The 23,744-nt window shown below is 45.3% G+C and carries 20 protein-coding genes and 2 riboswitches; of the genes, 8 read left to right on the top strand and 12 right to left on the bottom strand.

Annotated elements, in window-relative coordinates; genetic code table 11:
• Positions 1-76: 76 nt before the first annotated feature.
• From ACIFSR_RS22565 to metA, 5 genes are all read right to left on the bottom strand, one after another.
• Entirely contained in the window at positions 77-1,009 is a 933-nt protein-coding gene (locus tag ACIFSR_RS22565; RefSeq protein ID WP_339204400.1) for a putative sporulation protein YtxC, read from the bottom strand.
• A gap of 173 nt (positions 1,010-1,182) precedes the next feature.
• Positions 1,183-2,319, bottom strand: a complete 1,137-nt coding sequence (gene mqnC, locus ACIFSR_RS22560; RefSeq protein ID WP_430060069.1) for a cyclic dehypoxanthinyl futalosine synthase — start codon at positions 2,317-2,319, stop codon at positions 1,183-1,185.
• 166 nt (positions 2,320-2,485) lie between these two features.
• A complete protein-coding gene (locus ACIFSR_RS22555) occupies positions 2,486-3,652 on the bottom strand; it encodes a trans-sulfuration enzyme family protein (protein ID WP_430060067.1) in 1,167 nt (388 codons plus the stop codon).
• Entirely contained in the window at positions 3,652-4,818 is a 1,167-nt protein-coding gene (locus tag ACIFSR_RS22550) for an aminotransferase class I/II-fold pyridoxal phosphate-dependent enzyme (RefSeq protein WP_339204403.1), read from the bottom strand. Before ACIFSR_RS22550 ends, ACIFSR_RS22555 begins: the two co-directional genes overlap by 1 nt.
• 30 nt (positions 4,819-4,848) lie before the next feature.
• The gene (gene metA / locus ACIFSR_RS22545; protein ID WP_430060065.1) at positions 4,849-5,766 is read right to left on the bottom strand and encodes a homoserine O-acetyltransferase MetA; all 918 of its coding nucleotides are present in this window, start codon (positions 5,764-5,766) and stop codon (positions 4,849-4,851) included.
• 100 nt (positions 5,767-5,866) lie between these two features.
• Positions 5,867-5,976: riboswitch (SAM riboswitch) on the bottom strand.
• A 307-nt stretch (positions 5,977-6,283) separates the two neighbouring features.
• On the opposite strand from metA, the gene corA reads away from it, so the two are divergent.
• From corA to ACIFSR_RS22520, 5 genes are all read left to right on the top strand, one after another.
• Positions 6,284-7,219: a magnesium/cobalt transporter CorA gene (corA, locus tag ACIFSR_RS22540; protein ID WP_076267586.1), complete on the top strand. Its 936-nt coding sequence runs from the start codon at positions 6,284-6,286 to the stop codon at positions 7,217-7,219.
• Positions 7,220-7,366: 147 nt separating this feature from the next.
• Complete coding sequence (locus ACIFSR_RS22535) at positions 7,367-8,269, top strand: LysR family transcriptional regulator (protein ID WP_076267585.1); 903 nt, start codon at positions 7,367-7,369, stop codon at positions 8,267-8,269.
• A 45-nt stretch (positions 8,270-8,314) separates the two neighbouring features.
• Positions 8,315-9,124, top strand: coding sequence for a histidinol-phosphatase (locus ACIFSR_RS22530; protein ID WP_430060063.1), 810 nt, complete (start codon positions 8,315-8,317; stop codon positions 9,122-9,124).
• A gap of 163 nt (positions 9,125-9,287) precedes the next feature.
• Positions 9,288-10,133 (top strand): EamA family transporter, encoded by an 846-nt coding sequence (locus ACIFSR_RS22525; RefSeq protein WP_430060061.1) that lies wholly within the window; start codon positions 9,288-9,290, stop codon positions 10,131-10,133.
• 143 nt (positions 10,134-10,276) lie between these two features.
• Positions 10,277-10,585 carry a winged helix-turn-helix transcriptional regulator gene (locus tag ACIFSR_RS22520; protein ID WP_076267582.1) on the top strand — a complete coding sequence of 103 codons (309 nt, stop codon included), beginning with the start codon at positions 10,277-10,279 and terminating at the stop codon, positions 10,583-10,585.
• 162 nt (positions 10,586-10,747) lie between these two features.
• On the opposite strand, the gene sdhB is transcribed toward ACIFSR_RS22520, so the two are convergent.
• The 3 genes from sdhB to ACIFSR_RS22505 are packed head-to-tail and all read right to left on the bottom strand — an operon-like array spanning position 10,748 to position 13,968.
• The gene (gene sdhB / locus ACIFSR_RS22515; protein WP_076267581.1) at positions 10,748-11,512 is read right to left on the bottom strand and encodes a succinate dehydrogenase iron-sulfur subunit; all 765 of its coding nucleotides are present in this window, start codon (positions 11,510-11,512) and stop codon (positions 10,748-10,750) included.
• Between the two features lie 2 nt (positions 11,513-11,514).
• Positions 11,515-13,272, bottom strand: coding sequence for a succinate dehydrogenase flavoprotein subunit (gene sdhA, locus ACIFSR_RS22510; protein ID WP_076267580.1), 1,758 nt, complete (start codon positions 13,270-13,272; stop codon positions 11,515-11,517).
• A gap of 24 nt (positions 13,273-13,296) precedes the next feature.
• A complete protein-coding gene (locus ACIFSR_RS22505; protein WP_339204410.1) occupies positions 13,297-13,968 on the bottom strand; it encodes a succinate dehydrogenase cytochrome b558 subunit in 672 nt (223 codons plus the stop codon).
• 304 nt (positions 13,969-14,272) lie between these two features.
• On the opposite strand from ACIFSR_RS22505, the gene ACIFSR_RS22500 reads away from it, so the two are divergent.
• Positions 14,273-15,181: a LysR family transcriptional regulator gene (locus ACIFSR_RS22500; protein ID WP_076267578.1), complete on the top strand. Its 909-nt coding sequence runs from the start codon at positions 14,273-14,275 to the stop codon at positions 15,179-15,181.
• 101 nt (positions 15,182-15,282) lie between these two features.
• Here the strand turns inward: ACIFSR_RS22500 and ACIFSR_RS22495 are convergent, their stop codons facing one another.
• Together ACIFSR_RS22495 and ACIFSR_RS22490 are read right to left on the bottom strand one after the other, a co-directional pair.
• On the bottom strand, positions 15,283-15,945 hold the full coding sequence (locus ACIFSR_RS22495; RefSeq protein WP_076267751.1) for a potassium channel family protein: 663 nt from the start codon (positions 15,943-15,945) through the stop codon (positions 15,283-15,285).
• An 18-nt stretch (positions 15,946-15,963) separates the two neighbouring features.
• A complete protein-coding gene (locus tag ACIFSR_RS22490) occupies positions 15,964-17,304 on the bottom strand; it encodes a TrkH family potassium uptake protein (protein ID WP_339204413.1) in 1,341 nt (446 codons plus the stop codon).
• A gap of 89 nt (positions 17,305-17,393) precedes the next feature.
• A riboswitch (cyclic di-AMP (ydaO/yuaA leader) is annotated at positions 17,394-17,598 on the bottom strand.
• A gap of 245 nt (positions 17,599-17,843) precedes the next feature.
• Here ACIFSR_RS22490 and ACIFSR_RS22485 point away from each other — a divergent pair.
• The gene (locus tag ACIFSR_RS22485; RefSeq protein ID WP_339204415.1) at positions 17,844-19,472 is read left to right on the top strand and encodes a CPBP family intramembrane glutamic endopeptidase; all 1,629 of its coding nucleotides are present in this window, start codon (positions 17,844-17,846) and stop codon (positions 19,470-19,472) included.
• Here the strand turns inward: ACIFSR_RS22485 and uvrC are convergent.
• Entirely contained in the window at positions 19,438-21,342 is a 1,905-nt protein-coding gene (gene uvrC, locus ACIFSR_RS22480) for an excinuclease ABC subunit UvrC (RefSeq protein WP_339204416.1), read from the bottom strand. The two genes, ACIFSR_RS22485 and uvrC, sit on opposite strands and share 35 nt — an antisense overlap.
• A gap of 208 nt (positions 21,343-21,550) precedes the next feature.
• On the opposite strand from uvrC, the gene ACIFSR_RS22475 reads away from it, so the two are divergent.
• Positions 21,551-21,697: a YqzM family protein gene (locus ACIFSR_RS22475; RefSeq protein ID WP_144376731.1), complete on the top strand. Its 147-nt coding sequence runs from the start codon at positions 21,551-21,553 to the stop codon at positions 21,695-21,697.
• Positions 21,698-21,774: 77 nt separating this feature from the next.
• Here the strand turns inward: ACIFSR_RS22475 and ACIFSR_RS22470 are convergent, their stop codons facing one another.
• Positions 21,775-23,709 (bottom strand): hypothetical protein, encoded by a 1,935-nt coding sequence (locus tag ACIFSR_RS22470; RefSeq protein WP_430060057.1) that lies wholly within the window; start codon positions 23,707-23,709, stop codon positions 21,775-21,777.
• Positions 23,710-23,744 lie beyond the last annotated feature (35 nt).

Below are 23,744 nucleotides of genomic sequence, written 5' to 3'. Positions count from 1 at the left end.
GTGTGTCATTATAGCTCGACTTACGCGTTTGGTCAAGGCTATAAGCTTCAAATAGACATTAATTTCGTTAATTCGCCTATGGCTGAACGAGTTCATCAAGGCTGCTGCTGCAGGATGCGCATTGCGTGCAAAGCGTGACCCGCTGGTCAAAAATCGTTTGAATCGTTCGAATCACTTGCATATCCTGCTGCCTCGTATGAATCGTAATATGCTTGGGAGATACAGCAATCAGCGAGCTGATTACCATGTCTTCAATGTTCATTTCCGTTTCAAGCATTTCGGCTACGATACGATCGGTTGGAGGGTTCGGATCAAGCGGTTGAAACTTTTCGTCATAGAGCATGAATTCATGACCGCCCTTATGCAGCAAATGCACCATAGGCAGCTTTGTATCTTGAAGAAACACAAAATATTTTAACAGGGAAATAAACTCCTGATATTGTTTATCGAGCACATACTCATCTAATGCATATTCCACGACTTCGGCTAGTTCCTTACGATAGGGCTCAAGCCTGAAGGTTGTAAACCCCTTTACATTAAGCTCCGTATTATCATGCAAAAAAAGCTCGACCTCAGCAGCCACTTTGCTTTTCCTTCTTAGGCGATCCGCATCCAAAAATCTCGTTCCGAGGCTATCCCATTCTTTCCCATGCAGCAAATCATGACAATACCGCTCAATAGCAGCTGTATCGGCTGAACTGTTATGACGATACTTTCTGCGAATAATAGCAGCAAGCATCCCCGGCTCCATCTCACTTACCACAAATTCAGCTATGGCTAGTGACGCCGCTTTATATACGATGTGACCATGCGTTTTTAACTGAAAATGTGGCAACAGCGCTAGACAGCTTATATTTTGATCCGATACCTGCTGAAACTCGATGACGGCTGTTTGCTCCGTTTTTGAGCCAATATGTAAATCGACGAGCGCTTGTTCCTTCAACAATTGAGTTAGTTTATTAACCGACTTTTGGAGACTTGCAGGTAACGATACCGTGAATAGCTCCATCAGCTCACCCCTTTCTTTCCTTATCAGTATATGGTGATGCGTTCGGGTATATACGATGAAGACATTGGAATGTAAGGGAAGCAAGCATACAAAAAAACGTTTGCCGAACCTCCCACTATGCAGCGAGAAGTTCAACAAACGTATTGATACTGCTTATATCGGTCTAAAAAGCATTAATTTTGCATAACAAAATCGAGATCTGCTTTGTCGGATTCATTGTAAACCTTCAAAATATTATATTTCGTATCCCGTTGAGCCGGAATTTTGCCGCACTCGCGAATAAGCTGAAGAATAAGTTCAATGTTCACTTTATGTGTTGTTCCAGCTGCTGAAACGACATTTTCCTCAATCATGGTGCTTCCGAAGTCATTGCAGCCATAAGACAGTGATAACTTGCCCATTTCTGGCCCCATCGTTACCCAAGAGGATTGGAAATTCGGAATATTATCAAGCATGATTCGGCTAGCTGCAACAATACGCAAATATTCCTCTGGCTTTGCTTTCTCAAGCTTCAGGTTTGTATTGTCTGGCTGGAAAGGCCACGAAATAAACGCCAAGAAACCCGTCGAATCATATTTGTTCGCAATGCACTCATCTTGAGCATCACGGATGCGCAGCATATGTAATGCGCGCTCTTCAACAGTCTCGCCAAGACCATAAACCATCGTTGCAGTCGTATTCATACCATGACGGTGTGCAGACTTCATCACATCCATCCAGTCCGTCCAAGAGCCCTTCATGCGGCTGATCTTGCGGCGAGTGCGATCGTCCAAAATTTCAGCGCCGCCGCCAGGCAAAGAATCAAGTCCAGCATCATGCAGTTGTCTAATTACTTCATCGAGGGAGAGGCCGTCTGATACAACCTTCATCTTCTGAATTTCCGCTGGAGAGAACGAATGCATCGTTATGCCCGGGTAATGCTGTTTAATTTTGCGAAGCAGATCCAAATAATACGTAAACGGCAAATCAGGATTCGTACCGCCCTGCATCAAAATTTCAGTCCCGCCCACATCGATCGTTTCTTGAATTTTGCTCAAAATCGTATCGTCAGGCAGCACATATCCCTCTTTAGAGCCTGGAGCTCGATAAAATGCGCAAAAACGGCAATAAACATCACATACGTTGGTGTAGTTTACATTTCGACCAACAACAAAAGTCGTTATTGGATCTGGATGATGCTTGAGCATGATTTGATTGGCTACATGCCCCATCTTTTCAATCTGATCCGAAGCTAATAATTCCATGCCTTCTTCGAGCGAAACACGCTCGCCGCGCAACGCTTTATCCAAAATATGGTCCAACGTTCCCATTCCGCAAGACCTCCTTATTCCCGTTCTATTTATGCTAACCATCACTTCATCCTAACATAGATCTCTAGTGCAAGTCACCCGCCGTATGATGGCATCTCGCCCTGAAATAAGGAAAAACACGGCATGTTCGTTAGAACATCCGTGCTTTCCTTTCTTTTAGTCCCATTTAGGCACGAAGCGCATTATCCAAATCTTCAATAAGATCTTCAATATCCTCTAGACCAACAGAGTAACGCACCAAGCCGTCCGTAATGCCGCGTGCATGACGCACTTCTCTCGGCATTGCTGCATGCGACATCATAGCTGGGTAAGAAAGAATGCTCTCTACGGCACCTAAGCTGACAGCTACTAAAGGAATTTGAACCTTGCTCAGCAATGATTTGGCACGCTCTCCACTTCCAACATCGAAGGATACGACAGCTCCATACCCAAGCGACTGCTTCTCATGTATCGCCCGGCCAGGGTGATTCTCTAAACCAGGATAATAAACCGCTGTTACTTCCTTATGCTCCGACAACCATTCAGCTAGTCTGCGAGCGCTTTGTTCGCTATATTCCATCCGAGCTTTCAATGTTTTCATGCCGCGCATCAACAGCCATGATTCTTGGGCGCTCAGAACCGTTCCCATTCCGTTTTGAAGCTGTTTCAAACGTTTGCCTAGACCTTCATCTGCGGTAACTGCAAGACCAGCCAGCACATCGCTATGGCCGCCTAGAAACTTTGTCGCACTGTGCAGGACGATATCGACGCCATGCTCGATTGGACGCTGATGATAAGGGGTCATAAACGTATTATCAAGCAGTGTAAGCAGTCCATGCTCTTTTGCCCAAGCTGTCGTTTCTGCAATATCTGTGATTTTGAGCGTCGGGTTGGAAGGCGTCTCCATAAATACAGCTTTTGTATTTGGCTTAAGCGCCGCCTTAACCGCTTCAAAATCCGTCATATCAACAAAAGTAGACTCAATGCCCAGTCGATCCAAAATCGTCGTTAGCAAACGGTAAGTTCCGCCGTATACATCCTCTGTTACGATGACATGTTCACCTGCAGAAAGCAGCAAAAACGTGGTTGAGATTGCAGCCATGCCTGATGCAAAGGCGAAGCCGCGAGCACCGCCCTCAAGCAAAGCGATATAATCCTCTAGCGCTTGGCGTGTAGGATTGCCCGAGCGGCTGTAATCATATTGCGGCGGATTGAAAATATCATGATGATGGAACGTTGAAGCTTGATAAATAGGTACGCTTGAAGCTCCTGTATGCTCGTCAATTTCTGCTCCGAAATGCAGCAGCTTCGTTGCAAACCGGCGATCTTGAGGTTGAATTTTGTCGTTGCCCATTAGTTGTTAACCTCCTCAATTTCGCGTTTGGCAGCTTCAAGTGCTTGCGCCAAGTCACTGATCAAATCATCTGCATGCTCAATTCCTACGGAGAAACGAAGCAGACGGTCGTCAACGCCTATCGCTTGACGAATTTCAAGCGGAATATCAGCATGCGTCTGAACCGCTGGGTAGGTCATCAAGGATTCAACTCCGCCCAAGCTCTCAGCAAATGCAATGAGCTTAATGTGACGAAGAATTGGCTCCACATAACGAGCGTCCTTTAATCGGAATGAGAAAATGCCAGTATTGCCGGAAGACTGTTTGTTCTGAATTTCATGGCCAGGATGGTGAGGCAATGCCGGATAATAAACATCCTCAACGGCTGAATGCTCAAGCAAATAATTAGCAATTGCGGTAGCATTAAATTGGTGACGCTCCATACGGAGCGCGAGCGTCTTCATTCCCCTCATTAGAAGCCATGAATCCTGAGGCCCGAGCACCGCTCCAATCGAATTGTGCAGAAAGGCCATCTCATCCGAGAGCTCCTTGCCTTTGGTTACAATAAGACCAGCAAGAACGTCATTGTGACCACCTAAATATTTGGTCGCGCTATGAATGATAATGTCAGCACCCAGTTCTATAGGACGTTGGAAGAAAGGCGTAAGCAGCGTATTGTCTACAATAGTAAGCAAGCCTTTTGACTTCGCCCACGCAGTTACTTTCTCAATATCCGTAATCATCATAAGCGGGTTAGTTGGCGTTTCGATAAGTACTGCTTTTGTGTTCGGCGTCCATAATGCCGCCACCGCATCAATATCGTTGGTATCCACATAAGATGCCGTCACACCAAATCTCGACATGATTCGCTCCAACAAGCGATAAGTACCGCCATATAGATCAAGAGATACGATCAAATGATCACCCTGACTAAATAAGGCGAATATCGTTTGCAGCGCGGCCATGCCGGAGCTACAGGCAAATGCCGCGTCGCCAGCTTCTAATTGTGCAGCCGCTTCTTCTAATACCGCTCTGGTTGGGCTTTTAGTACGCGCATAATCAAATCCTGTACTCTGTCCCAGCTTAGGATGACGAAATGCTGTTGATTGGTACACTGGAAAACTTACCGCTCCAGTTACAGGCTCTTTAATAGATCCAATCTGTGCTAAATGGCTCTCTATCTTCATCTTTATATAGCGCTCCCTTATTATATGGTTTTAAATGCCTCCACCCAAATCATACGGTGTTTGCTGGTAAACATAATAATTAAGCCAGTTCGAGAATAATAGGTTGGCATGCGCACGCCATGTTGATAACGGCGGGTTAGCCGGGTTATCACCTGGGAAATAATTTTTTGGTACTTCTATTTGGTGCCCTTTGGCTTGATCGCGATCATATTCATATTTAAGTGAAGTTGGATCATATTCGGAGTGGCCTGTGACGAAAATTTGTCTGCCGTCTTTTGAAGCCACGATGTATACGCCCGAATCCGCTGATTCCGATAAAATATCGAGGGAATCAAGCTTCTCGATGTCCTCGCGGCGTACCTCTGTGTGACGAGACTGCGGCACAAAAAACATTTCATCAAAGCCTCTCAGCAAATTAACATTGCGTTTTTCTATCGTGTGCGGGAACACACCAAACATTTTGCTGTCCAAGCTGTATTTGGGAACATTAAAGTGATGATAGAGCCCAGCTTGTGCGGCCCAACAAATATGGAAAGTTGAAGTTACGCGCCTTGCGCTCCAATCCATAATTTCTTTCAGCTCTTCCCAGTAGTTTACATCCTCGAAAGGCATATGCTCTACCGGCGCGCCTGTAATGATGAGACCATCATAATATTCATCCGAAATTTCATCGAATGTTTTATAGAAGGATTCCAAATGATCGGCTGAGGTGTTTTTTGATGTATGTGTTCTTGGATGCAGCAGTACAACCTCAACTTGTAGCGGCGTATTGCCGATAAGTCTAAGCAGCTGCGTTTCGGTTGTTTCCTTGGTAGGCATTAAGTTCAAAATCGCAATTCTGAGCGGCCTAATATCCTGATGGTAGGCGATGCTCTCATCCATGACGAAAATGTTCTCGTTGTTTAATACCTCTTTGGCTGGTAAATTGTCAGGCACTTTAATTGGCATAGGTATCACTCCTCTAGAAGCAGTATGACCGCTTGAACATGAAAAAGACCCTTTCTGCTGTGAGAAAAGGTCGTATGCTCAGTAAATAAGCCATCCGCCTCTCTCATCTCTCAGAAACATTAAAGTTTCCGCAAGAATTAGCACCGTGCGTTTTACACGCCGGTTGCCGGGCTTCATCGGGCTAGTCCCTCCGCCTGCTCTTGATAAGAAAGTAGTCTATTCAATTTTCCGCGGTTTCATTTCACCTTCACTTTAATGCATTCTGACAATTGCGTCAAGATCCTCTATTCATATCCTTGACATTTAGATGAAAAAAACGATTGTTTTTAGGCTTGAATGTAAAGCTGACGCGGGAGTATACTAGACAAGAATTATTTCATCTATTTGACTTATAAAGGGGTGCATATGGACATGGAAGGCGACCGACCGAAGCCTGAAAACTATCGAATACGGTTACTGCCGGCCAAGTCCGATTCAGCCGGCAGTTTCCTCTGAAGAAAGAAAGGAGTGACTCCGGATGAAAATCCGCCTTGTTAGCAATGGCATGTTCACCACTATTGAAGATATTAACGAAACACTTATTCCCTCGAAAGAAGGATTTTACTGGATTGACGCTGATGTGGAGGATCTTGCTATTTTACAGCCCCTATTCAGCATGCACGATCTGGCAGTTGAGGATTGCCTCAGTGAAGAGGAGCAGCGCCCAAAAATTGAAATTTACGAAAGCCATTATTTTATTGTAATCAACAGCATACGATTTGATGACGAAGAAATCTTCCTAAGGGCACTCAATATTTTCCTTGGCCGCCATTTCATTATTACGGTCACCAAGCAAAAAATTAACGAGCTTCGTTCTCTAAAGCCTGTGCTGTGGGAACAAGAGGTTAGCCGGCCCGATTATTTCTTGTATCATCTCGTCGACATTGTTGTCGATAATTATTTCCTCGTTGGCGACCGTATTGATACGCGCATCGAAGCGCTTGAAGAAGATATACTAATGCATACTAAGAAATCGCATTTGAACGAAATCATCGGGCTCCGCGGTGAAATATTGTGGCTAAGGAAAGTGCTCGGTCCACAACGCGACGTCATTGCAACGCTTAACAAAAAAGATCTGAAGCTCATTGATGATCAGCTGCAAAAATATTTCAGCGATATATACGAGAATGCCTTGAAAATTGCCGAGTCCTTCGATACGTACCGCGATCTCATGGGCAACTTACGCGAAGCTTATCAGTCCAGCGTATCCAACCGTGCCAATGAAATCATGCGCGTATTTACAGCAATTACGACTATATTCATGCCGCTGACCTTTATAACGGGCATCTATGGGATGAATTTCGATTTCATTCCAGGCCTTCACCTTCGCTTAGGATCATACATTTTACTTGGTATCATGCTGCTGCTTGGCATAAGCATGTTTTATATTTTCCGCAAAAAAGAATGGCTCTAGAGACCTGTGCCATATTCATTGCAGAGCTGCACTCGTACGGGCAATTTATGCCTAACGAGCTGCAGCCTTTTTGCTGTAATGGCCGCTATCCTTTATAATAGTAGAATATGAGTTTGAGCATTAAGTACCTATGAGAGGGGGATTGACGTGAATATTAGTCAGCTTGAAACACTCCTTACGATATCCAAAACGATGAGCTTCAGGAAAGCTGGCGAGCTGCTGAATCTCACACAGCCTGCTGTTTCGGCACAAATCAAAAGCCTTGAGGATGAATTCAAAACGATTCTCATTAATCGCAATCAGCCAGTTACGCTAACGGAACACGGACAAGTTTTTTTGGAGCATGCGGAGCAAGTTCTTTCGATCGTGGAAGAACTGAAGCAGAAGCTTTCCGATATGAACCTTACGCCGCAAGGACACATATTACTCGGAACTACGGCTTCAATAGCGATTCAGATTTTACCGCGCGTGCTATCCTATTTTCAAAACCAATTTCCTTTTATTAAAACAACGATTCATTCCATGCCCTCATCCCAAGTTATGGCCAGTGTCGAGAACGGGTCAGTCGATATAGGGATTACATATCTTTCTGAAAAAAATCCGAACGTTTCCTCCTCCGTCCTTTATTATGATACATTTGAGCTCGTCGTCCCTCCTTCCCATCCCATGAGCAGGTTGACGCATACGACAGTTGATACGCTTAAGGACATTCCAATGATTATGCTTGCTCCAGACACGCTTGGCAGGAGATTTGTCGATCAAATTTTTCGTAAATACAATATTCAACCCAATATCGTAATGGAGGTTTCCAGCAGCGAAGAAGTGAAGCGCATGGTTGAAATTAATTTAGGCGCCGCAGTCGTATCCAAACTTTCGATAGCAAATGAACTCCGTATGGGTACACTAAAAATGATAAAGGTCAACGAGCTTGAAATAAGTCATCCCGTTGGAGTGGTTTATAAATCAGGCCGTTACATCAATACCGCACTGAAGCAATTTTTAAGTGATCTAAAAGGCATGCCTGAGCATCAATTCATTAGCAGCGAATAGTCGACAAGAAGCTTCCACTAGACAAATAACTAGGAGAGATAAAAAATGAAATTCGACTTACATACCCATCATTTTAGATGCGGCCACGCCGACGGCAATATCGAGGATTATATTTTAGCCGGAATTGAAGCCGGGCTTCAGGTTATCGGCATCTCGGACCACTCCCCTTTCTTTTATCATGAGAATGATCAGCCTTCGCCAGGCATTGCAATGGCAAGAAGCGAATTCACCAATTATGTTAATGAAGTATTGCGGTTGAAGGAGCAATACGCAGGCAAAATCGAGGTTATGCTTGGAGTAGAATCGGATTTTTTTCCTAAATATGTAGACAGCTACAAAAAAGCCTATGATGGCGTGCCCTTCGATTATATCATTGGTTCTGTTCATCAAGTTGGCGACGTCAGCATATTCAATCGCAATCGGTTTAAAAACTTAAATGAACAGCAGCATATTGAAGTGAAGCAAAGCTACTATGATCTTATCAAACAGTCTGCACGCAGCGGCATGTTTGATATTCTGGGACATATCGACGCGATGAAGGGGTATTACCCTGCTTTCTCCGATATACCTGCTAATAAGGAAATTGACGATGCTTTGCAGACGATTGCCGAATGCGGCGTTTCCATAGAGATTAATACATCAGGCAGTACTAAAGATGTAGGCGGATGGTATCCATCGGATGCAATCTTGGAGCGAGCACTTCATTTTGGAGTCAATGTGACGTTTGGTTCGGATGCGCATAAGCCAAGCAGAGTTGGCGAAGATTGGGAGCTCGTACAGAAAAGGCTGAAGGAAATTGGCTTCTCACAGTGGGTTTTTTATCGCAAGCGCCAGCAAGTTATTGTACCGATATAAGAGCTCATGAGGGGTTTTAGACAAAAAAAGTGGACCTGCACGTCGCAGGTCCCAAAAGGATATATTAAAAAGGGGGTCTTGTTTATTATAATAGCCCACTAATGTAATAAGACGATAACAGAACTATTTCATTTGTGTAACAAATTTGAGGGGTTGGAAAACGATGTGGCTCATTACAGCCATCAGCAGCGCTGTTTTATTTGGACTAGCAGGCTGGTGGATGAAAGTATCACAAATGCGGGGCGGCTCTACAAGAACGCTGCTGCTCGGATTGTATGCTTCTGGAACGTTAGGTTTTGGGGTGCATGCGGCGCTTGAAGGAACGTTTTTCTTTCTTGCTGATCCGAGGGTATGGATTGCAGGCATCATAATAGGAGCAGGCTCAGCATGGGGAAACGCTTTGTTTATGAAAGCATTGCATTTTGGACCCGCCAGCTTGACCTCTCCCCTAACGAATATGAACATTATCTTAGTTGTCGCTTTAGCGACCTTGTGGTACAACGAGCCGCTCAGCGCTTCGGAGGCAATAGGCATAACTCTGCTTCTGCTTGCTGTCGTCTTTATTGCTCATAAACGAAAGGAACCGCTCACGATTACAGAAAAAAGATGGTTTGTTCTCGTCTTTTTGGCAGTCGTGCTATTTGCGCTGCGCAATGGTGGATTAAAAGTCACCGATGAATTGGATCTTCCTAGCGCCCCGATCCTGTTCATTGCTTATGCCCTCTCTCTCTGCTGGTTTCTCATCCCGGTCAAAACGACCGCTGCACGTTCCTCAGAGCGAACTGGACTTTGGCTCGGTATTGTTGCGGGTCTGTTCTCATACGGTGGATTGCAGCTTTATGCAGTCGCTATTGCTACCGGACAAGCGAATCTTGCAGCGCCTATCTTTGCTACGAACAGTCTTGTCGTAGCAGCTGGCGCTATTATATTTTATAAAGAGAAGTTGACGATCCTTCAGTGGACAGCCTTTGCTTGTACCATTCTTGGGTTGATTGTTATTCGATTGTAATTCGCGAACGCTTTTCCTGTATTTTCCTAACTTTAATATAGTAAATATAATATACGATCAAACAATCGCATTCCCACTGAAATTAACTTACTTTTAGTTTGTTCGTATGGTACAATAGTATTACAAAAAGCGGGGTGATACGGTTGGATTATTCGACAATGTGCCCAAAGTATGAAGCCGCAGCCGACATTTTAGGCAAGAAGTGGACTGGCAGAATTATTCGGGTATTGCTTGGAGGACCAAAAAGGTTCAAAGAGATTAAGGAACAAATTCCCGAAATGAGCGACAAAATGCTAACGGACCGGATGAAAGAGCTTGAAACATTAACGATTATTAAACGTCAAGTTTATCCAGAAATGCCTGTACGTATTGAATATGAGCTAACCGACAAAGGCAGGGAGCTTCAGCCAGTCATTGAGTCCATTCAAACTTGGGGCGAACAATGGATGTAAGATAAAAAACCGCTTAGGCGGTTTTTTTTATTGCCTTCTCTTCTTTTATCTGGAATTGACAAAGGATTATTTATCTACTATCATTGATAATAATAATCAATATCACAATATGCAAATAAAAAACCCCCGATCAAATCGAGGGTTTCCTATAAATCAATTGGCCTACATGCCAAGCCATTTTTTGAATAGATGTTTGGTAGTATCTTTATTGATTGCTGCGATTGAAGTCGTAAGCGGAATGCCCTTCGGACATGCGCGAACACAGTTTTGCGAGTTGCCGCAGCCTTCGATGCCGCCATCTGTCATAAGTGCATCCAGACGTTCTTCCTTGTTCATCTCACCTGTTGGATGAGCATTAAACAAACGAACCTGTGAAATTGCAGCAGGACCGATGAAGCTATTCCGATCATTTACGTTCGGGCACGCTTCAAGGCAAACACCGCAAGTCATACATTTGGAAAGCTCATAAGCCCATTGACGCTTCGTTTCTGCCATCCGCGGTCCAGGACCCAGATCATACGTTCCGTCGATTGGAATCCATGCCTTAACGCGTTTCAAGGCGCCAAACATCCGCTCACGGTTAATAACAAGGTCACGAACTACTGGGAATGTTTTCATTGGTTCAAGACGAATCGGCTGCTCAAGCTTATCGATCAAAGCGCTGCACGCTTGACGAGGCTTGCCGTTGATGACCATTGAGCATGCGCCGCATACTTCTTCCAAGCAGTTGGAATCCCAGCATACAGGAGCCGTGCTTGCGCCGTCTGCCTTTTTCGGATTACGTTGAATTTCCATCAGGCCGCTAATAACGTTCATATTAGCGCGGTAAGGAATTTCAAACTCTTCCGTATATGGTTTGGAATCAGGAGTATCTTGGCGAGTGATGATAAACTTAACCGATTTTGTAGCTACAGTCGTTTCAGCCATCATTATTCTCCTTTCTTCTTGTCGCTCGAGTAATCACGTTTACGCGGCTTGATCAAGCTTACGTCGATATCCTCGTAAGAAATTTGTGGACCTTCCTTCGTCCATTTCGCAATCGTTGATTTCATGAAATGCTCGTCGTCGCGTTCTTGGAAGTCTGGTTTATAATGAGCGCCGCGGCTTTCGTTGCGCAGCAATGCGCCTAGCGTCATTGCTTCAGAAAGCTCAAGCATGTTCCAAAGCTGACGTGTAAAGGCAACGCCTGCATTGTTCCATTGCGCTGTATCGTTAATGTTGATATTCGCATAACGCTGCTTCAGCTCTTTGATCTTGTGGATCGTTTGCTCCAGCTTGTCATTAAAGCGAACTACCGTCATATTGTTCGTCATCCATTCGCCTAGCTCTTTGTGAATGACATATGCATTTTCAGTACCCTTCATATTTACGATGCTGTTGTACTTGTCCGTTTGACGCTTGTTCTCGCGGTCAAATACGGAGGAAGCTACATCTTCAGCTGATTTCTTCAAACCTTTGATATACTCAACAGCTTTTGGTCCAGCTACCATACCGCCGTAAATAGCGGATAGCAAAGAGTTCGCGCCAAGTCGATTCGCACCATGGTATTGATACTCGCACTCACCAGCCGCAAACAGACCAGGAATGTTTGTCATTTGATTGTAGTCAACCCACATGCCGCCCATTGAATAGTGAACCGCTGGGAAGATTTTCATCGGGATTTTCCGTGGATCGTCGCCCATGAATTTCTCATAGATTTCAATGATACCGCCGAGCTTAACATCAAGCTCCTTCGGATCTTTGTGAGACAAATCAAGGTAAACCATGTTTTCTTGATTGATACCAAGCTTCTGATCTACGCACACGCTGAAAATTTCACGAGTCGCAATATCACGAGGAACAAGGTTTCCGTAAGCTGGGTATTTTTCTTCTAGGAAGTACCAAGGCTTACCGTCTTTGTACGTCCAAATCCGTCCGCCTTCACCACGCGCTGATTCCGACATCAAGCGGAGCTTGTCATCGCCTGGAATAGCTGTTGGGTGAATTTGAATGAACTCGCCGTTTGCGTAGTTAACGCCCTGCTGGTAAACTGCGCTGGCAGCTGTGCCGGTGTTGATAACAGAGTTCGTTGTTTTGCCGAAAATAATACCAGGACCGCCTGATGCAAGAATAACTGCATCTGCACGAACCGTGTGAACTTCCATCGAGCGAAGATCCTGTGCTGAAACACCGCGGCAAATGCCGTCATCGTCAACAACAGCGCCAAGGAATTCCCAGTGCTCGAATTTGTTAACTAGTCCAGCTGCTTCCCAGCGACGAACTTGCTCATCCAGTGCATAAAGCAGCTGTTGACCTGTCGTTGCGCCTGCAAATGCTGTACGGGAATGCTTCGTGCCGCCGAAGCGACGGAAATCCAGCAAGCCTTCAGATGTACGGCTGAACATAACGCCCATCCGGTCCATCAAGTGAATGATGCCTGGTGCCGCATCACACATTGCTTTAACTGGCGGTTGGTTGGCGAGGAAATCTCCGCCGTATACGGTATCGTCGAAATGCTCCCATGGAGAATCGCCTTCTCCTTTTGTATTAACAGCGCCATTGATGCCGCCCTGTGCACATACTGAGTGGGAACGTTTGACCGGTACTAGTGAAAACAGATCAACGTGAACGCCAGCTTCTGCTGCTTTGATGGTAGCCATCAAGCCTGCAAGACCGCCGCCTACGATGATAATTTTATTTTTAGCCATAACGTTTCGCTCCTTGTCTACAAACTAACCGATATTCGTAAGTGCCAATGCAGCACTTGCAGCTTCTTTGAATTGATCTCCGCTGAACGCAATAAGCGAAAGAATAAACAATGCTGATACGACTACAAAAACGCCCATGCAAATATATGAAGAGATGCGTTGAGCTTTCGGGCCAATCGTAATGCCCCAGCTGATCAGAAACGCCCAAAGGCCGTTGCTGAAGTGGAAAACAGCTGCTAATACACCAATAACATAAAGTACGAAGTAAGTAGGGTTGCTCGCAATCTGATTCATCGTTGATCCCAGTTCCTCATGCGTGATGTTGCCGAGATAAACTTGAATCCGAGTTTGGAATACGTGCCAGAAAACGAATACAAAAGTAATTACCCCTGTAATCCGTTGTGCGGTAAATGCCCAGTTCCGGCCGTACTTAAAACGCCCCGTATTCGTGTTCGATTGGTAAGCGACATACAAGCCGTAAATACCATGAAACAATAGCGGGAGGTAAATGCCGAAAATCTCGAGCAGCGGCAGCACGGGCATGCTGTTAATGAGAGTTACGCCTTTGTCAAAGCCTTCAGGCCCGCGTTCAAACGCCTGGTAGTTAGTCAGACCATGCACGACGATAAATCCGCCGAGTGGAATGATCCCGAGAAGCGAGTGAAGCTTGCGCGAGAAATACGAATTTCCTTTCATGTCATTCCTTCTCCTTTCAAAACTGTGAGTGCTAGCATGCTTTTTCTTAAAATATAAGAATGTATCGGTTTCCCCTTTATACATTGCTTATATTCCAGCGCAAACGAGGTGCTGTGCAGCCAATGGTTGTCATCAGCAGTTTACGCTTGGCAAATCATTCTACATTGTAACCCCAGCATGTATGTCCGTCAACAAAACTCGACACATATTAGCCACACTTCCCATCCTACTCCTTTTAAGCTTATAATGGAATTGCTTATTTTTTATAATTTCTTATAACAAAATGACATAAGGGGTTTCATTCATGAATGAAGAGATGCATGTCTTTACCGTTATTGTGGAACAGTCCAGTATGAACAAGGCTTCCGCCTTACTAAACCTGTCTCAGCCTGCACTGTCTCGCAAAATTGCCAAGCTTGAGCAGGACCTAGGCTCTCCTTTGTTTCATCGCATCGGAAAACGGCTGGAGCTTACTCGAATTGGGCAATTGACCTATGAATATGCTTTGGAGCTTCGCCAGCTTCATCGCAAATATTTGCAAACCGTCTCTGAGTTCACCTCGGCTGGACATACGACCCTTACCATTGGCGCAAGCTTGACGACGCTTCAAACGACTTTGCCCGATCTCATTCAAAGCTTAACTTCTACCCATCCGGAGATCGACATTAAAGCGATTACCGGCAAGACGCATGAAATCGTATCGCTCGTGCGAGATCACAAAGCCGATATCGGCATTGTCGCCTCTAGTATTGAAGATTCAACGCTGCGGTGCATTCCGCTGTTTGAGGATCATCTATCGCTCGTGGTGCCTCGCAATCAGGTTATTACCGATAAAGGCACGCTGGGTATACAGGATGTGACCGGCATGCCGATGATCTTGTTCTCCAAAGGCACTTGGTACAGGTTGTTGACCGACGAGCTGTTTGACAAATATCATCTTCAGCCGGATGTGCGAATGGAAATTGATTCGTTTGAAGCTATCCTTCGGTTGCTGCATACTTGCCGTGCTGCGACGCTCCTGCCTCAATCGTATATGCGCAATCAACTGCTTGAAGACAATGATCTTACCGTCATTCCCATTCGAGAACTTGAAGATACAAAACGTACCACCTCGCTCATTCATGCGGACTCGGCCGCCCTCAGCCCGTCCGTTCGCCTTTGGATCAACGAGCTTGCAGCAGGCTTCCCCAGCAAAAAGGACAGCAGCTTTTAAAATAGCTGCTGTCCTTCAGCATTTCCAATATTACACTTCCAAATCCATTTCAGCCTAATCTGCCTTTTCTAATGATAAGCCTCTTCCACTACATAAAAAAATTAACGGATAACGGATGCTTCGAAGTCTTCTATTTGCTCATTTGTTCCTATAATAACCATGACATCACGAAGTGAAAGGACATCCGTTGCTGTCGGTGCAATAATGATGCCATTGGGCTTATTTATGGCTACGATGCTGCATCCAAATCTAGCTCGCGGATTAAGATCATGCAATGACTTGCCATCCAAGCATTGCGGTACAGCAAGCTCGGCGATCGTATACTCTTTGGAAAGCTCGATATAATCTAATAGATTTGGGGATACTAGCTGATGCGCAACTCGAATACCCATATCGCGCTCAGGATAGACCACGCGGTCGACACCGATTTTCTCAAGCACCCGGCCATGCAGTTCAGTCAAAGCTTTCGCTACAACTTGCTTCACTTCCAAATCCTTAAGCAGTATGGTTGTCAAAATGCTGGATTGAATGTCATCGCCAATCGCGACAACTCCGCAATCAAAGTTTCTTACACCCAAGGAGCGCAGCGCTTCTTCATCCGTACAATCAGCTGATACAGCATAGGTTAGAATACCGCTCATGTCCTGAACGGCTTCCTCATCCTTATCTATTCCAAGCACCTCATGGCCAAGCTGGACGAGTTCGCGCCCTAAGCTCGAACCAAATCTCCCTAAGCCGATGATGACAAATTGTTTCTTTTTAATTCCCACTTGCAAAGTCTCCTATCCAATCGTAATTTTGCCCTCTGGATGCCGATAAAGCTCTTTCTCTGTACGAGGCCCAAGCGCGTATGCGAGCGTCAGGGGTCCAAGTCTTCCGGCAAACATGGTTAATGCAATGACTATTTTCCCAACAAGGCTCAGCTCTGGCGTAACACCAACGGATAATCCTACTGTTCCAAATGCTGATGTCGCTTCAAACAATAGCTTTATAAAAGCTTGATCCTCCGTCATCGACAAGATCATCGTTACAATAATGACAAGCGATAAAGAGATCAAAGTAATCGTGAGTGCTTTAAAAATTCTGTCTTTGCCTAATCTGTAACGGAAAAGAACGATGTCCTCTCGTCCTCTAATCATTGCAAATACAGCGCCGACCAACGTTGCAAAGGTTGTTGTTTTGATGCCGCCGCCCGTCGAGCCGGGCGAGGCGCCAATAAACATTAATATAATGGTGAAAAACATCGTCGCTTGCCGAATAGCCGTATAATCAAGCGTATTGGCTCCTGCCGTCCGCGGCGTTACCGACTGGAAGAACGAAGACAAAATTTTCCCGCCCCAGTCCAGAGAGCCCAGTGTCTTCGAATTCGAGAATTCAAAAATAAATATGACGAGTGTCCCTACTGCAATAAGCGTTCCTGTCATAGATAGCACGACCTTACTGTGCAGTGACAGCTTGCGGTTTTTGCGGAACTCCATCAGGTCCGACATAACAACAAAGCCGAGTCCACCCGATATGATCAGCATCATAGCTGCAATATTGACGACTGGATCAGATACGTATAAGGTCAAGCTGCGATAGTTCCCAAAAATATCAAAACCAGCATTGTTAAACAATGAAACCGCATGAAAGGCTCCAAAATAAATCGCTTTGCCCAGCGGCATATCAAATGCAAACCTCGAAGCAAACAACGCAGCGCCAATAAGCTCTATTGTCAATGAATACACAATAACGCGTCTAATCAAACGCACGATGCCTTCCATGCTCGACTGGTTCATGGATTCCTGCAGCAAAAGCCGCTCACGCAGCGAAATCCTCTTGCGAAGTACGAGCGCTACCAGCGTCGCCATCGTCATAAATCCGAGTCCACCAAGCTGGAACAGGCACATTAATATGATTTGACCCCATATAGAGAAATAAGTTCCAGTATCAACGACAACTAACCCTGTTACACAGGTTGCCGAAGTTGCCGTAAACAGCGCATCTATAAAAGGCAATCTCTCACCGCTTACCGATGCAAAAGGCATGGATAATAATAAGGCACCCAGCAATATAATAAGAGCGAATCCACTTACCAAAATACGCGGGGGTGACCACTTCAAAACATTCCAACTAACCTTCATCCATTTCCCTTCTTTTTGATTATGTCATATTGTCATTTTTGTTTTTAAGCATAAAAAAAAGCACTGGAAACTCAAGTGCTCGTGCGATGAGTCCTGTTCCAATACGCCTTCGAGGTTAGCTGACGGATTCGGGCCTGGACAGGCAGCCCTATTCAGCGGAAGAAGACGATGCTTCACCGCTAAAATTCACCCCATGCTATCTAATGTTAAACTGCTTTGCTTTCAGCAGGTTCATCCATTTAGACAACTTTATGGTTCCCCCGATTTCCTTAGGAAATTCGGCTATGCTATGCAATTAGTATGACGATAACGATTATAATCCCTAAGCACTCCTGATATAAAGGTGACGTTTATGACAAACAGGACGATATTAGCTCAAATTAGGGCAATGGGACGAACCAGCACATAGCTAGCTTGCTGGACATCGTTATTTCGCATTTTTTTGAAAACAAACGGTCATTTTCATTGGATAATTTAGGGATTCATATGTTAAGGTAATAAAATGAGCTATTTATTATGAAGACAGTTGAGGTGAAACTATGATTGATTCTATTAAACCCAATGAATGGAAACGATTTATATGGGCAGCAGTTGCTTGCTTTATTATTTATGGGGCCGTACAAATCGTTCCCATGATTACGGCTATCTCATCTGGCGAAATGAATACCAAGGTCATAACGAAATCAGCGGCGGAGGATAAGGCGTCTGCATTTGTTGAAAAAGAAACAGGCTTGAAGGTGAAATCGGCTAAAGCCGTACATCAAACCGATAAAATTATGAATGGCTACTTATCTAAATATGAGCTAGTCAAAGCATATACGGATAAATATGACCCTAGGTTTCCTACAGATACGTTTCAGGTTGATCTTAAATTCGCAAGCGGCGGCAGCGGATATGTTTATCTACATATGCATAGCGGGAAAGTCGTAGCTTGGAACTTGAAGCTTGAGGGGGAACAGCTATCAGATGCAGATAAAGCAAAAGAAGCTATTGCCTTCCTAACTGCAGGAAATTTCAGCGGTACTGAATTCATAGGCGGTCAAATATTGCCTAATGGCGACTGGCAGCCTAAGCCTCCTGCAGGTTATTCCATTAAAAATGCTCATCTTAACGTATTGGTTAACGCTCTTGTCGTGAATGACCGTACGATCATTACTAAATATAAACCGATATTCGAGGCTCCATCCGATTACATAAACTATGTAAAGAAACAAGATAAAATAGCTGGATACCTTACCTCTATCGGTTATCTGTTCATGAGCTTCGTTTTATTTGTCTTAGCTATTATTTACTCCGTTTTGTATCGAAAACATACATCCTTTAAATACGGAATCGTATTAACGATCATTTATTTAATTACTTATACGATCATGAATTTAAACGTTCTGGATGGTATCCGGGCTACGCTCGGCGAGACGGATATGGCAGGCGCTACCGTTTCGATCACTGCCATCGTAAGTGTTCTGCTAGCGATTCCAATGGCAGGTTCCATTTATGTATCCATCGTTGCCGGAGACGGCCTCTGGAAGGCGCAGGGCCGCGCTTTATGGCCGCGCTTCGGTCAGAGAGGGTATGGCGATTATGTTTGGCGCAGCGTGGGCTTGTCCTATTTATTCGCGATCATCCTATTCGCAATTCAATCGGTTATCTTTATCGCCTTGAAGCTGTCCATTGGCACTTGGGAAACATCAGATGCCTCACAATCCCCATACAATATGGGCATTCTTTGGCTGATGCCCGTGCTTGCTTGGGCTGCCGCAATTGGCGAAGAAGCCGTATTCCGCTTCTTCGGTATTGGACTATTTCGCAGGTGGTTTAAAAACACGTTTGCCGCAGCACTGCTGCCTACCTTCTTCTGGGCGCTGGGCCATGTGATGTATCCTTTTTATCCGTCCACGACGAGACTGTTTGAGCTGATGATTATCGGACTGTTGTTCAGCTTTATCTTCGTCAGATACGGCTTCATTACAGCCATGTTCACCCATGCCATCTTCAACAGCGTTGCAGTTGGCCTATCCTTGCTCACTATTGGAACAGCACCGAACATAATCTCAGCTATTTTCTTCTCCGTGCTGCCGGTACTGATTGCATTTGTTCTAAAATATTTAAGTCACAAAAAAGAGAAGAAGCCGTCTATGACGACGACTCCTCCCCTAGAGCAGCTATAATTTGCGAAGCTAATTTATCACCAATAGATAGAGGCCGAAAGTCTTCGACTGAGGCCTCTTTTATTTTTTTGATCGAGCCAAAATGCTTGAGCAGCAGCTTGCGTCGTTTCTCGCCAATGCCCGGAATCGAATCAAGCTTCGACTCCACCATGGACTTGGCGCGCTGCTCGCGGTGGAATGTAATCGCAAAGCGATGCACCTCATCTTGAATGCGCTGCAGCAAATAAAACTCCTGGCTGTCCCTTGGCAAAGGAACAATCTCAGCTGGATCTCCAGTCATAAGCTGCGCTGTCTTATGCTTCGCATCCTTCACAAGACCGCAAACGGGAATGTATAACCCAAGCTCATTCTCAAGCACATCGAGCGCGGCAGATATTTGCCCTTTGCCCCCATCGACTACAATCAGGTCCGGCGGAGCTAATTCCTCTTTCACCACACGCTCGTAGCGGCGCCGTATGACCTCGCGCATCGTTTCGTAATCATCTGGACCTTGTACTGTCTTCACCTTGTATTTGCGGTATTCCTTGCGGTCTGGCTTGCCGTCCGTAAAGACAACCATAGCCGAAACGGGATTCGTCCCCTGAATATTGGAGTTATCAAATGCCTCGATTCGGCGTACTTCATCCAGCCCTAGCCAGCCTGCAAGCGACTCTGACGCTTTAACGCTTCGTTCCTCATCTCGTTCGATGAGCCTGAATTTCTCGTCCAGCATCACCCTTGCATTATCGATAGCCATCGTTACGACCTCGCTCTTGCGTCCGCGCTGCGGCATAAGCACCTTAACCTTCAGCCAGCTGTGCAAGGATGCAATGACATCGTCAGCGTGCGTAGCTGCTGCCTCATCAACTGCTGCCACTCCGCCCGCTGATTCCACCGCTTCCAGCTCAGGCGGTATTGGCAGCAGGATTTGCTTAGGCAATGCCGGATTATCGCTATAATACTGCGTAACGAATGTCATGAAATCATCATACTCTTCCCCGTAATAAGGAAAAGTTGTGCCGTGCCGCTCAATGAGCTTACCCTGGCGCATGTACAATATTTGAACGCACATCCAGCCCTTATCTACTGCAAAACCAAAAATATCACGGTCAAGCGCATCGGACATCGTAATCTTCTGCTTCTCCATGACCGCATCGATTGCAATCAGCTGATCCCTAAGCTCCTTCGCCCGTTCAAATTCGAGCTTCTCGGCTGCTTCCTCCATCTTGCGCTGCAGCTCATTTTTCACGACATCTTGACCGCCGTTCAAAAACTTTGAAATTTCTTGAATCATCCGATCGTATTCGCTCTGCTGCACATCAAATTCACACGGTGCAATACATTGTCCTAGATGATAATACAAGCACACCTTATCTGGGAGTGTCTTACACTTGCGAAGCGGATATAGCCGGTCCAGAAGCTTCTTTGTCTGCTGAGCGGCATAAGCATTCGGATAAGGGCCAAAGTACTTGCCCTTGTCTTTAATGATACGTCTTGTGACCTCGAGCTTCGGATGTTTCTCGTTCGTAATTTTGATATAGGGGAACGTTTTATCATCCTTTAACAGGACGTTATATCTTGGATGGTATTGTTTAATTAAGTTGCATTCTAAAATGAGTGCTTCCATATTGCTAGAGGTTACAATGAATTCAAAATCACGAATTTCAGATACGAGCCGCTGCGTCTTGCCATTGTGGCTGCCGTTAAAATAAGAACGCACGCGATTTTTGAGCACTTTTGCCTTGCCTACATAAATGATGACGCCTTCGCTGTTTTTCATGAGGTAACAGCCTGATTGATCCGGGAGCAAAGCTAGTTTGTTCCGTATCGTCTCTTTTGCCTCTGCAAGCTGCTGCTCTGCCTGCTCCCGATCCGTTTGCTGATGATCCATGCTCTCGCCTCCGACTGCCATATGATTCTGTTCATATTTTATCATAACTCGGCTATACTTTGTTTTACAATTGTCACCGGTTCTGGCTTTACAACTGTTTATCTGTTTGAGTATACTAATATAAGTTGAATAAACCGATACTACATAAAGACGACCGTAAATTGGTTGTTACTTACGCAATCGGTCTTTTTCAAGGAGGACGTCAACGATGGAAAACGTAAGAGACCCGCGCGAGCATTTTAACGAAGAGCCTCGCCATGACTTGATGGACGTCGTGTTCGGCTTTGGCGGCATGCTCGGTTTAATGACCGTCATTTTCGCTGTTGCTGTAATCGTGAAATTCATCATTTCATAAGAAAAAGGAGCAGCGAGCTGCTCCTTTTTTTTGTTGCCTATCAACGATACGCAGCTGATAAATCAGATATAATTCCGCTATGCTTGTTGCTTTCTCATTAAATAAGGATACAAGAAAATAAGTCCTAGTATATAAAGCAATAACGCAAACAACGCAGGTGAAAGATGCAAAAAATCGATATAACCGATGGATAGATGAACACTTAAGCCCGCATAGAAGCCCGGTACTCCGCCAAGCAGCAGTGTCCACCATATCCAGCGCGATCCCTGCTGGATTCCCCATAGCGCAATAATAAGAATGGCCAGCGCAGCACAGAACAACGCTCCGCCAAATCCTGCTCTATCATGGGCTATCAACGGGATAAGTTTCAAGTTCGCCCCATTCAGCTCGTTATGCGTCGTATTCAAGTAAACCAAATCCGACTGTACGAACACCTCTGTAATCCCAACGCCTGCGATCGTTAAACCGCCTACAGCCAACGCGAAGCCCAAAACAACAAAACAAAATTGTCCATACATCGCCAAATGCCATAATCGATCATTACGAACATTAACTGGCAAGCGATAGGGCTGATCCGGATTTCTGCGCATGGATAACAGAAACATCGGGAACAAAACAGCAGCAGCTAGCGCATGCAGCGGGTCGAAATAACCGTAGCCAAGAAATAAGAAAAAGCTTAAAAACCCAACAATACCAGACGTCATCAAAGCCGTTCGAGCCCAGTGCAGACTATGCTTTAATCCATGTCTAGCCAGCTGAACATACAATATGCCAATTGTAATCATCGTTCCGGAAAGCGTAATTCGGTCATGAGACATAAAATGCAGCAGATGATGGTTGACGTGCTTCAGCTCGTCCAACGTCATGTCTATAAAATTCAAATCATAGGACAGCAGCACCGTAGTCGCAGCAATAATCCAAGACAATATCCCGCCAATAATCATGCTGATTCCAAGCAGGAGCATCCAGCCCCAATGCTTCCAGAATGATGGAGTCACTTGCGCAGGAAGATTTCGGACCTGCTCATAAATGACAGCTTCATTAATCCGTTTTGGCAGACCAGGCCCTGCATAAATCAGTCCGCTGTGAAGTAGAACGGCGTTAGCGCCTGCTTTCAGCAAATCTAACGCATCCTGCGGCTCATGCACGCCCCCGCCCGCTTTGATTAGCAAGTGGGAACAGCATTCCTTTCGCAGCAGCTTTATTTTGGCCAAAGTAAGCGCCTTGGCCTCTTTACCCACGCTTGCGGCATAGCCCTCGTTGTTATCTTCGCAGATTGCTTCTCCAATGACCACGCCTCTCCAAACTCCCTCTGCTGCGTGGATCAGCGAGATTAAGCTGTCATTAGAAAAGTCAGGCGGAACATAAATAAACAAAGGTTTATTAGCATGCGGTTGTGCGGAAGCGTATCCGGCTATACCTTTCAAAATAGTGAGGGCTTCTTCGAGGCTCCTTGATGAATGCAGGACATCAACATAAAAACCAACCGCACCCGCTGCACTTAGCCGCACCAGCATGCTTTTAAGCTCGATTAGAGCCTGCTCGCAAGAAGCATGCGGCATTGGAGCAATTCTCGCAAGCTGCGGCAACGAATGTCCTGGCTTTCCCATACGCTCAGCATACTGCTCTACACCGTCGTTTTCATAATAATCTGGATATCGAATGGTTTCATTTAGGATGTCATTCGTTATAGGCTTATCACTCTTAATTTGCTTGACGGTTATAGGACCATGCTCGATAAAACCAAATCCAAACTGAGCCAGCGCTTTATGTGCCACTCCTTGCGGATCTAGACCGCCTGACAATCCCACACTTGCAGTTAAGGGAATGCCTGCTAGCTTCTGCTCCAAGTGAGGTGATGGCTCCATATGCCCAAGTGTACGAATGACAAAAGTACCGCCTGGGATGCTGCTCAGCGTACCCATTGCTTTTAGAGTCAGTATTCTGCTGAGCCTAGAAGGAAGCCTGAATAAAAGAGGTCGAAACAAGGACTGATAGGACCAATCCGGCATTAATATTCTCCTTATGGATACTTTTCTTCCAGTAT

Source organism: Paenibacillus sp. NRS-1760 (assembly GCF_050467785.1).
GTDB lineage: Bacteria > Bacillota > Bacilli > Paenibacillales > Paenibacillaceae > Pristimantibacillus.
The sequence above is the reverse complement of the archived record's forward strand: the minus strand, read 5'-3'. Positions and strand labels throughout refer to the sequence as shown.

Bases quoted from the DNA above. Each gene is read 5' to 3' on its own strand.
- ACIFSR_RS22565 (WP_339204400.1), bottom strand. From the start codon at position 1,009: ATGGAGCTATTCACGGTATCGTTACCTGCAAGTCTCCAAAAGTCGGTT.
- ACIFSR_RS22525 (WP_430060061.1), top strand. From the start codon at position 9,288: ATGTGGCTCATTACAGCCATCAGCAGCGCTGTTTTATTTGGACTAGCA.
- ACIFSR_RS22475 (WP_144376731.1), top strand. From the start codon at position 21,551: ATGGAAAACGTAAGAGACCCGCGCGAGCATTTTAACGAAGAGCCTCGC.
- metA (WP_430060065.1), bottom strand. From the start codon at position 5,766: ATGCCAATTAAAGTGCCTGACAATTTACCAGCCAAAGAGGTATTAAAC.
- ACIFSR_RS22555 (WP_430060067.1), bottom strand. From the start codon at position 3,652: ATGGGCAACGACAAAATTCAACCTCAAGATCGCCGGTTTGCAACGAAG.
- mqnC (WP_430060069.1), bottom strand. From the start codon at position 2,319: ATGGGAACGTTGGACCATATTTTGGATAAAGCGTTGCGCGGCGAGCGT.
- sdhA (WP_076267580.1), bottom strand. From the start codon at position 13,272: ATGGCTAAAAATAAAATTATCATCGTAGGCGGCGGTCTTGCAGGCTTG.
- uvrC (WP_339204416.1), bottom strand. From the start codon at position 21,342: ATGGATCATCAGCAAACGGATCGGGAGCAGGCAGAGCAGCAGCTTGCA.
- ACIFSR_RS22505 (WP_339204410.1), bottom strand. From the start codon at position 13,968: ATGAAAGGAAATTCGTATTTCTCGCGCAAGCTTCACTCGCTTCTCGGG.
- ACIFSR_RS22530 (WP_430060063.1), top strand. From the start codon at position 8,315: ATGAAATTCGACTTACATACCCATCATTTTAGATGCGGCCACGCCGAC.
- sdhB (WP_076267581.1), bottom strand. From the start codon at position 11,512: ATGGCTGAAACGACTGTAGCTACAAAATCGGTTAAGTTTATCATCACT.
- corA (WP_076267586.1), top strand. From the start codon at position 6,284: ATGAAAATCCGCCTTGTTAGCAATGGCATGTTCACCACTATTGAAGAT.
- ACIFSR_RS22470 (WP_430060057.1), bottom strand. From the start codon at position 23,709: ATGCCGGATTGGTCCTATCAGTCCTTGTTTCGACCTCTTTTATTCAGG.
- ACIFSR_RS22500 (WP_076267578.1), top strand. From the start codon at position 14,273: ATGAATGAAGAGATGCATGTCTTTACCGTTATTGTGGAACAGTCCAGT.
- ACIFSR_RS22550 (WP_339204403.1), bottom strand. From the start codon at position 4,818: ATGAAGATAGAGAGCCATTTAGCACAGATTGGATCTATTAAAGAGCCT.
- ACIFSR_RS22485 (WP_339204415.1), top strand. From the start codon at position 17,844: ATGATTGATTCTATTAAACCCAATGAATGGAAACGATTTATATGGGCA.
- ACIFSR_RS22490 (WP_339204413.1), bottom strand. From the start codon at position 17,304: ATGAAGGTTAGTTGGAATGTTTTGAAGTGGTCACCCCCGCGTATTTTG.